9 protein-coding genes are annotated in these 7,406 nt (G+C 35.2%); 8 read left to right on the top strand and 1 reads right to left on the bottom strand.

Annotated elements, in window-relative coordinates; genetic code table 11:
• The coding region (locus Wcon_RS08390; protein WP_237349973.1) for a recombinase family protein at positions 1-356 on the bottom strand (356 nt) is incomplete at its 3' end.
• 255 nt (positions 357-611) lie between these two features.
• On the opposite strand from Wcon_RS08390, the gene Wcon_RS08385 reads away from it, so the two are divergent.
• The 8 genes from Wcon_RS08385 to Wcon_RS08350 form a co-directional block, all read left to right on the top strand.
• Complete coding sequence (locus Wcon_RS08385) at positions 612-899, top strand: GPW/gp25 family protein (protein WP_237350119.1); 288 nt, start codon at positions 612-614, stop codon at positions 897-899.
• A gap of 2 nt (positions 900-901) precedes the next feature.
• A complete protein-coding gene (locus Wcon_RS08380; protein WP_114517850.1) occupies positions 902-1,702 on the top strand; it encodes a baseplate assembly protein in 801 nt (266 codons plus the stop codon).
• Between the two features lie 289 nt (positions 1,703-1,991).
• Complete coding sequence (locus tag Wcon_RS08375) at positions 1,992-3,152, top strand: phage tail protein (protein ID WP_114517849.1); 1,161 nt, start codon at positions 1,992-1,994, stop codon at positions 3,150-3,152.
• A 159-nt stretch (positions 3,153-3,311) separates the two neighbouring features.
• A complete protein-coding gene (locus tag Wcon_RS08370; RefSeq protein WP_114517848.1) occupies positions 3,312-4,007 on the top strand; it encodes an ankyrin repeat domain-containing protein in 696 nt (231 codons plus the stop codon).
• A 38-nt stretch (positions 4,008-4,045) separates the two neighbouring features.
• Complete coding sequence (locus tag Wcon_RS08365) at positions 4,046-4,519, top strand: ankyrin repeat domain-containing protein (RefSeq protein ID WP_114517847.1); 474 nt, start codon at positions 4,046-4,048, stop codon at positions 4,517-4,519.
• Positions 4,520-4,524: 5 nt separating this feature from the next.
• On the top strand, positions 4,525-4,965 hold the full coding sequence (locus tag Wcon_RS08360; protein WP_114517846.1) for a DUF2924 domain-containing protein: 441 nt from the start codon (positions 4,525-4,527) through the stop codon (positions 4,963-4,965).
• Positions 4,958-6,445, top strand: a complete 1,488-nt coding sequence (locus Wcon_RS08355; RefSeq protein ID WP_114517845.1) for a recombinase family protein — start codon at positions 4,958-4,960, stop codon at positions 6,443-6,445. Before Wcon_RS08360 ends, Wcon_RS08355 begins: the two co-directional genes overlap by 8 nt.
• Before the next feature lie 133 nt (positions 6,446-6,578).
• A partial coding sequence (locus tag Wcon_RS08350) for an IS256 family transposase (protein ID WP_114516781.1) occupies positions 6,579-7,406 on the top strand: 828 nt, incomplete at its 3' end.

Here is a 7,406-nt window from a genome sequence, read left to right as displayed (position 1 = left end):
TTTAAAAAAATTACTTCTACTTTTGCTTTCTGTAATTCTTCAAGTAAAACCATCTGATATGCATATTTACGCGATAAACGATCAGGAGAATGAATATAGATTATGTCAATTTTACCTTCTGCTACTTTATTACGTAATTTTTCTAAGGCAGGACGAACTAAATTAGATCCACTATAGCCATTATCAACGAATTTATGTTCATCTAGCAATTCATGCCCATCTGCTTTAATTTTATTTTCTAAAGCTGAAAGTTGACTTGCAATCGTATTCTCTTGTACTTGTTTTTCTGAAGAAACTCTTGCATATAAGCTTACTGTTAACATTTGATCCTCCTTGAAGTTCTTTTTTATTTGCATTTACTGAATACTTTAGCACTGGCATTAATTTTGTGTAGGCGTCTAATAAATATACCTCTGCCAACCTATCAGGTTCATAACTAACTCGTATGGCAAATCTTTCTTTACTGTTCATAACATTCCATTTAAATAATATGCTCATTATTAATCCACTACATTAAAGCTGATAATTAGTTCGTCATTAGCGTCATAAATAAATGGAGCTCTTACTTTTGGACATAAAAGTTTTCTGGAAATACTTTTTTCAAGTTTTAAATTGTTGGCAACATTGTCGTAGGTGTATTAACTACCCCTATTAATAGCAGAGTGATGAGGAGAGATTATGGGTCAAGATTATTTGAATTAGTAGATAAGCCAATAAATAGAGATTTAACTTTGGAAATCTATTCAGCAACTGCAGAAGCTTTGGAAAAATGGGAAAAGAGGTTTAAGTTAGAAAAAGTAAAAGTTGAAGGAGTAAAAGAAGGAAAAGTGACGCTTGATCTAGAAGGATTGTATCTGCCAATGGGAAGAAAGATTCGCTTCGATGGGGTTGTAGTATAAAGATGCAGCAGCCAAATATTATTGAACCACTGAGCTTTGAGGAAATCTTTTCGAGAATGAAGGAAGAATTGGTCCGTAGGGATGAAACCTTTTCAGGATTAGTAGAATCCGATCCAGCGATAAAGATTCTGGAGGTAGCAGCCTGGCGAGAACTTTTGCTCAGACAAAGGATGAACGAAGCAGTAAAGAGTAATTTACTGAAATTTGCAAGGGGAGAAGATCTTGATAATTTGGCTGAATTTTATGGAGTAGAGAGAGAAAAAGAAGAAGAGGATGAAAGATTTAGAAAGAGGGTAAAAGCAAAAATAGCAGGTTGGTCAACAGGAGGAAGTAAGGAATATTATAAATATCATGCACTGTCAGCAGATAGTAGAGTAAAAGATGCATTAGTAGAATCACCTATACCAGGAAAAGTACAAATTTCAATCTTATCAACACAATTATCCACAACTGGCATAGCGTTAGAAGAGCTACTAGAAATTGTAAAAAAGCAGGTTAATAGAGATGATATAAGGGTTTTAACAGATACAGTAACAGTAATTGATTGCAATATTACGGAAATAGATATTCACAGCAGAATGAGTATAAGTCCTATAATATCAAAGGAGGAAATCAAGAAGCAGTTTATTGAGAAGTTTGAAGCAAGTAGAAGGTTGGGATGGAATGTTACAAAATCATGGATAATAGCGAATCTATTTGTAGATGGTGTAGAAAACGTAGAATTAATCGAGCCAAGAGAGGATGTTGTGGTTCTGGGGAATGAGTGTACAGTGCTTGGCTACGTCAAGTTAGATAGGATTTAAAACGTATTTTTTTGCTTTGTGGAATCATAAAAGTTTTACCAAGTGAGAGGATTACGTGCAATAAGTGGTTTACTGGATAAAAATGACCAATGTTAGGGAGACGAAAGTATCGATTTTCTTCCAGAAGTTGTAATTTGTTTTTTAAAGTATGGATAATATGGTCAAATATTATGGAAAGTGTTTGCGATATTAAGAACATCTTTATTTTTTATCAGTTCTGCAATGATCTCTTGCTTACTCATCAGCTACCTAAATAAAGGAAATTAAAGCAACTTGAAAGAAAAGACAAATGAAAAGTTTATTACCGCCAAACGCAACAAAGCAAGAAAAAGCGCTAGTAGAAACAATCGACTATAAAGTTAATCCAAGTTGCATAAGAGGGTTTAAATTTAGATTAGAAGAAGAAACATTGCCGTGGTTGATTGAGGAATATGGTTTAGAAGAGATACTGCGTTGGGTAAAAGATAGAAGAAAAGCCGTAATAGAAGGAGTAAAATTTCAAAGACTGAGAGGAACTCCAGCATCACTAAAAATAGCACTAAAATGGGCAAATATAGAAGATATTAAAATTATCGAAGAACCACCTGGTAAACATTTTTTTGAGTTGCAAGTAGGGATAAAAGAGGTACCAAATGACTTCTTCGTAGATGCAGTAGTAGAGCTGGCAAAACTATCACTGCCTGTAAGATCCAGATTGATGAGGATTTTTAACGATTATTATAATGCGCAGAGATTTATATTGGATGAGAGTTTATTTGGAGATCTTCTTTCTGATTATTCAGGGGTAAAAATAGAAAAAGATGGACCAGTGTTATCATTTGGAAGAGTAAATTTTTTCAGGTCTAGTGGTCCAGTTATTAGGATTATAGAAAACTATCTACGCGATCATTATGAACGAGCTTTAAGCAATGATATATATCGCCTAGATGTAGCAATCCTTGGAGAAACCGAGCCTCACACAAAGAATTATAACGGTATTTATGAAAGAAATCATTTGTGGTACAACTTAAAAGCACTATATCCATTACCACAGAGTTTATTACCATCGATTAAATTTGCAAAAGCGCAGATAGTATTATCAGACAGTTGGGATTTAGGAGACATAAATACGTGCTTTCCAGTTAGTAGCATAGAAGAAAGAGGAAATAAATTTGTATTGGGAAGCGATAAACTTTCAGGGCAATATTGGAGTTTAAAACACAAGCCAATTTTAGAAAGATTTAGCGTTACTCACAACTATAAAGTAGAAAATTATACAGATCAGAAGGTCAGAAAATATGTTTTAGCAGAACACAACGTTTACTATAAAAATGAGTTAGAGCAAAAAGACTCAATACACGAATTAGAAAAGCACATTTTAGTATTTTATCCAGGAGTACTGAAGTGGCACGAACATAGACATTTGCACAGAAATTGGAAAAATAGTCAAGTAATATCTCTAATAAGTTAAGCGCTTATATTTAGATCCTCATATATTATATTAATAATAGGTAAAAGTGTATGAAATAAAAAGAAAAGGACTTGCTTTCTCATGCTAAAAAGGACATGACTTGAATAGCAGCAGGTAAATATAAGAAATTTATCTGACGCTAGGTTTGTGAGGTATGAAATGAGTTTTAGCAAGAGTAAGTTTTTTAAAGAAGTATCAAGTAACGATATTAAAAAAAGAAATGAAGAAGGAGAGACGATATTGCACCAAGCAGTGGAAATCTCTGATTACAAAACAGTGAGATTATTAATAAAAAAAGGAGCAGAGGTAAATGCAAGAGATAAAAATGGTTATACACCTCTACACTGTGCAGTATTCGCAAAGAGTTTAGAAAATGTAAAAGTGCTGCTAAGGTCGGGAGCAGAAGTAAATGCCACTCAATATGTCACTGGATGTACGCCACTCCACTCTGCGTGCAAAGGAGCAAAAGTTGAAATAATAAAAGAGCTAGTAAAAGCGGGAGCTGAAGTTAATCAACTGAATAAGTACGGTGCAACACCAATGTATTACATCTGGGAAAGTGAAAAGTATCGTCTATGTGATAGCAAAGAGAGTGAAAAGGCGAGTAAATTTCTGAGAGAACAAGGAGGAGTAACAAAAAGTAGAGAACTGACATGCTATGGAATAGAGAGGCTAGTGGGAGAAATAGCAGACATGTTGAATGGGAGCTATTTACCAGAGTTAAAAATAATAGAGATCGAAGAAATAAGGAAAAGAGACAAATCACTAATAAAGGAGGAATGTCAAAATTTAGCAAGCAAGATAATAAGCCAAGTGAATGAAATGATAGATGAGGTAGCGAAAAGGAATGCTTAAAAGAGGGATTAAAATTTAAAGAAAAGGTGAGGTGGATTATGTTAAAGCTTGGCAAATTTAATAAGTCAGCAAAAGAATTATTAGAGAACCCATATGAAAATATTTATGAAAGAGACGAGAAGGAAAGAACAGCTCTGCATTATGCAATAGACGCAAAAACAGTGAGGTTATTAGTCGAAAAAGGAGCGAATGTGAATGCAGCAGATGTAGAAGGATATACGGCACTGCACCTAGCGGTAACGGAGAAACGTTTAGAAGTCGTGAGGGAATTGATAAAATCAGGAGGGAATGTAAATGCTGAAGAGTGTGGCAGTAAATGTACTCCGTTGCACCTTGCATGTATGGTAGGTGAAAAAGAAATAGTGAAAGAGCTAGTGAAGGCTGGAGGAGAAATAGAGCAAGCAGATAAATTTGGAATGACAGCGATGGATTATGCGAAAAACAGTAAAGAAGTAACTGAAGTATTGAAGAAAGAAACAGACAGAATTGAAAAGTTATTTATGAGAGGATAGAAAATATGGAGGAAGAAACAGAAAAGAAAGTAATGAATTTAGAGAAAAAAACGTTAGAAGAGCTAAGGAGAATGTGGAAGAAGGTATATGGGGAAGAGGCACCTAAACATTCAAAGAAATATCTGATACCGAGACTAGCATATAGAATACAGGAGGAAGCGTATGGAGAAATGTCAAGAAAAGGAGCAAAAAGACTAGAGTATCTGGCAGATCGGCTAGAGAAAGGAAAAAGAATAAGTAGTGACAAATTGCCAGTAGCAGGAACAGAGTTGATATTAGAAAGAGGTGAAGAGACGCATGCAGTAATGGTAACAGATAAAGGTTTAATCTACAGAGAAGAATTTTTCACATCATTATCAGCAGTAGCTGGAAAAATAATGGGAATGAGTTACAATGGGCCGCTCCTATTTGGTTTGCGTGATCAAAAGGGAAGGGAAAATGTGTAAAGGGATAAGATGTGGAATATATACGAGAAAGTCAAATGAAGACGGTCTAGAACAAAAGTTTAACAGTTTAGATGCGCAGCGAGTAGCATGTGAGAAGTACATAAAGAGCAGAGAGGGTTGGGTAGTATTGGCAAAAAGGTACGATGATGGCGGATTTTCAGGGAAAAATTTAGAAAGACCAGCAATAAAGGAGTTGTTTGAAGATGTAAAGGGAGGAGAAGTAGATTGTGTAGTAGTATATACGCTAGATAGGCTCTCGAGAGAAACAAAAGACAGCATCGAAGTAACGTCATTTTTTAGAAGGCATAGAGTAAATTTTGTAGCAGTAACGCAGATATTTGACAATAATACGCCAATGGGAAAATTTGTACAAACGGTATTGTCAGGAGCAGCACAACTAGAAAGAGAAATGATCGTAGAAAGGGTAAAAAATAAAATAGCAACATCAAAGGAGCAGGGATTGTGGATGGGGGGAACTTTGCCGCTTGGATATGATGTAAAAGATAAAGAATTAATAATAAATGAAAAAGAAGCGAAAATAGTAGGGCACATATTTGAAAGATATTTGGAGCTGAAGTCAATGGCAGAACTGGCAAGGGAGTTGAATAGCCAAGGTTACAGAACAAAATCAGATATCTTTAAAAAGGCAACGGTGAGAAGAATAATAACAAATCCAATATATACGGGAAAAATCAGACATTATGAGAAAGAGTATGAGGGAAAGCACGATGCGATAATAGAAAAAGAAAAATGGCAAGAAGCGCAGGAATTGATAAAGAATCAACCATATAGAAAAGCAAAATATGAGGAAGCACTGCTAAAGGGAATAATCAAGTGCAAGAGCTGTGATGTAAATATGACTCTGACGTACGCGAAAAAAGAGAATAAGAGGTATCGATATTACGTATGCAACGATCATTTAAGGGGAAAAGGTTGTGAATCAATAAACAAAACTATGGTAGCCGGAGAAGTAGAAAAAGAAGTGATGAAGAAAGCGGAGCAGCTATATGGAAAGTGGAAAGAAAAGACCGAAGAAAAATGGGAAAATTTAAGTTTTGGAAAGCAAAAAGAAGTAGTGAAAAAGTTAATAAAGGGAGTAATGATAAGAGAAGATGGAATAGAAGTCAGTTCAGAGAATAAGGTGGAATTTATAGCAATAAAAAAGAAAGGAAACAAATGTGTAGTAATAGAACCAGAAGGCAAAACAAACAATGCGCTACTGAAAGCAGTGGTAAGAGCCCATCTGTGGAAACGGCAACTAGAAGAGGGAAAATATGGAAGTGTGAAGGAGCTGAGTGCCAAAATTAATATAGGTACAAGACGAATACAGCAAATTTTAAGGTTAAATTATTTAGCACCAAAAATTAAAGAAGACATAGTAAATGGGAGGCAGCCAAGAGATTTGAGGCTAGCTGATTTAAGAGAAATACCGATGTTGTGGAGCGAGCAATTAGAGAAGTTTTATGGATTAGTGTTGTAACGTTTATAAATAATGCTCACAGAAACTTATACTCAAATATGTAAGGATATTAACATAAAATAGGGAATGTTCAAAAAAGTGTGTCAAACCGAAAAAAAGTAATTTATATCAATTTAAAAATGGAGGTTTGACAATGAGTCAAAAAGTAGTAAACAGAACTAACGGATTGGTAGATTATAAAGAGTTGGAAACAAATATCCTGTCGTCTATACGAGAAGGAAGACCGTTGACAGGAAAGGAGGGAGCATTAACACCATTTATAAAAAAGCTGCTGGAGGCGAGTCTAGAAGGTGAAATAGAAAACCATTTATTAGCTGAAAGTGAAGAAAATAATCGCAGAAATGGGAGGAATGGAAAGACTTTACGTACAAGTGCAGGTTCATTTGAGCTGTTAACGCCAAGAGATAGAGAAGGAAGTTTTGAGCCGCAAATAGTCAAAAAAAGGCAAACAAGCTTACATCCAGAGCTTGAAACGAAGATTTTGAGCACATTTGCCAGTGGTATGAGCTATAGAGATATAGCGTCACACGTTGAGGAAATTTATGATCACAAAATATCGGTAGCAGAGATATCAAGTATTACCGACAAATTACTGCCTATAATCAATGAATGGCGTAGTCGTCCACTGCAATCAGTATACCCGATAGTATTTATGGATGGGATGTTCTTTAAGGTCAAGGAGGATGGACATTGCGTAAGTAAATGTATGTACAATATATTGGGCATAGACCAAAATGGCAGAAAAGAAGTCCTGGGCTTTTATTTGGCTGAAAGTGAAGGAGCTAACTTTTGGTTGGAAGTGCTAAATAACCTCAAAGAAAGAGGAGTAGAAGATATTCTGATTGCATGTGTAGATGGGCTAAAAAGCTTTCCTGCAGCCATCAACAGTGTATTTCCCAGTGCAGAAGTGCAGCTATGTATAGTACACCAAATAAGAAATTCTCTGAAATATGTATCCAGT

It is taken from the genome of Wolbachia endosymbiont of Cylisticus convexus (assembly GCF_003344345.1).
This window is presented reverse-complemented; position numbering and strand designations above follow the sequence as displayed.

What these genes read in the sequence shown, in the direction of transcription:
- Wcon_RS08355 (WP_114517845.1), top strand. Translation starts at nt 4,958, where the DNA reads ATGTGTAAAGGGATAAGATGTGGAATATATACGAGAAAGTCAAATGAA.
- Wcon_RS08360 (WP_114517846.1), top strand. Translation starts at nt 4,525, where the DNA reads ATGGAGGAAGAAACAGAAAAGAAAGTAATGAATTTAGAGAAAAAAACG.
- Wcon_RS08380 (WP_114517850.1), top strand. Translation starts at nt 902, where the DNA reads ATGCAGCAGCCAAATATTATTGAACCACTGAGCTTTGAGGAAATCTTT.
- Wcon_RS08365 (WP_114517847.1), top strand. Translation starts at nt 4,046, where the DNA reads ATGTTAAAGCTTGGCAAATTTAATAAGTCAGCAAAAGAATTATTAGAG.
- Wcon_RS08370 (WP_114517848.1), top strand. Translation starts at nt 3,312, where the DNA reads ATGAGTTTTAGCAAGAGTAAGTTTTTTAAAGAAGTATCAAGTAACGAT.
- Wcon_RS08375 (WP_114517849.1), top strand. Translation starts at nt 1,992, where the DNA reads ATGAAAAGTTTATTACCGCCAAACGCAACAAAGCAAGAAAAAGCGCTA.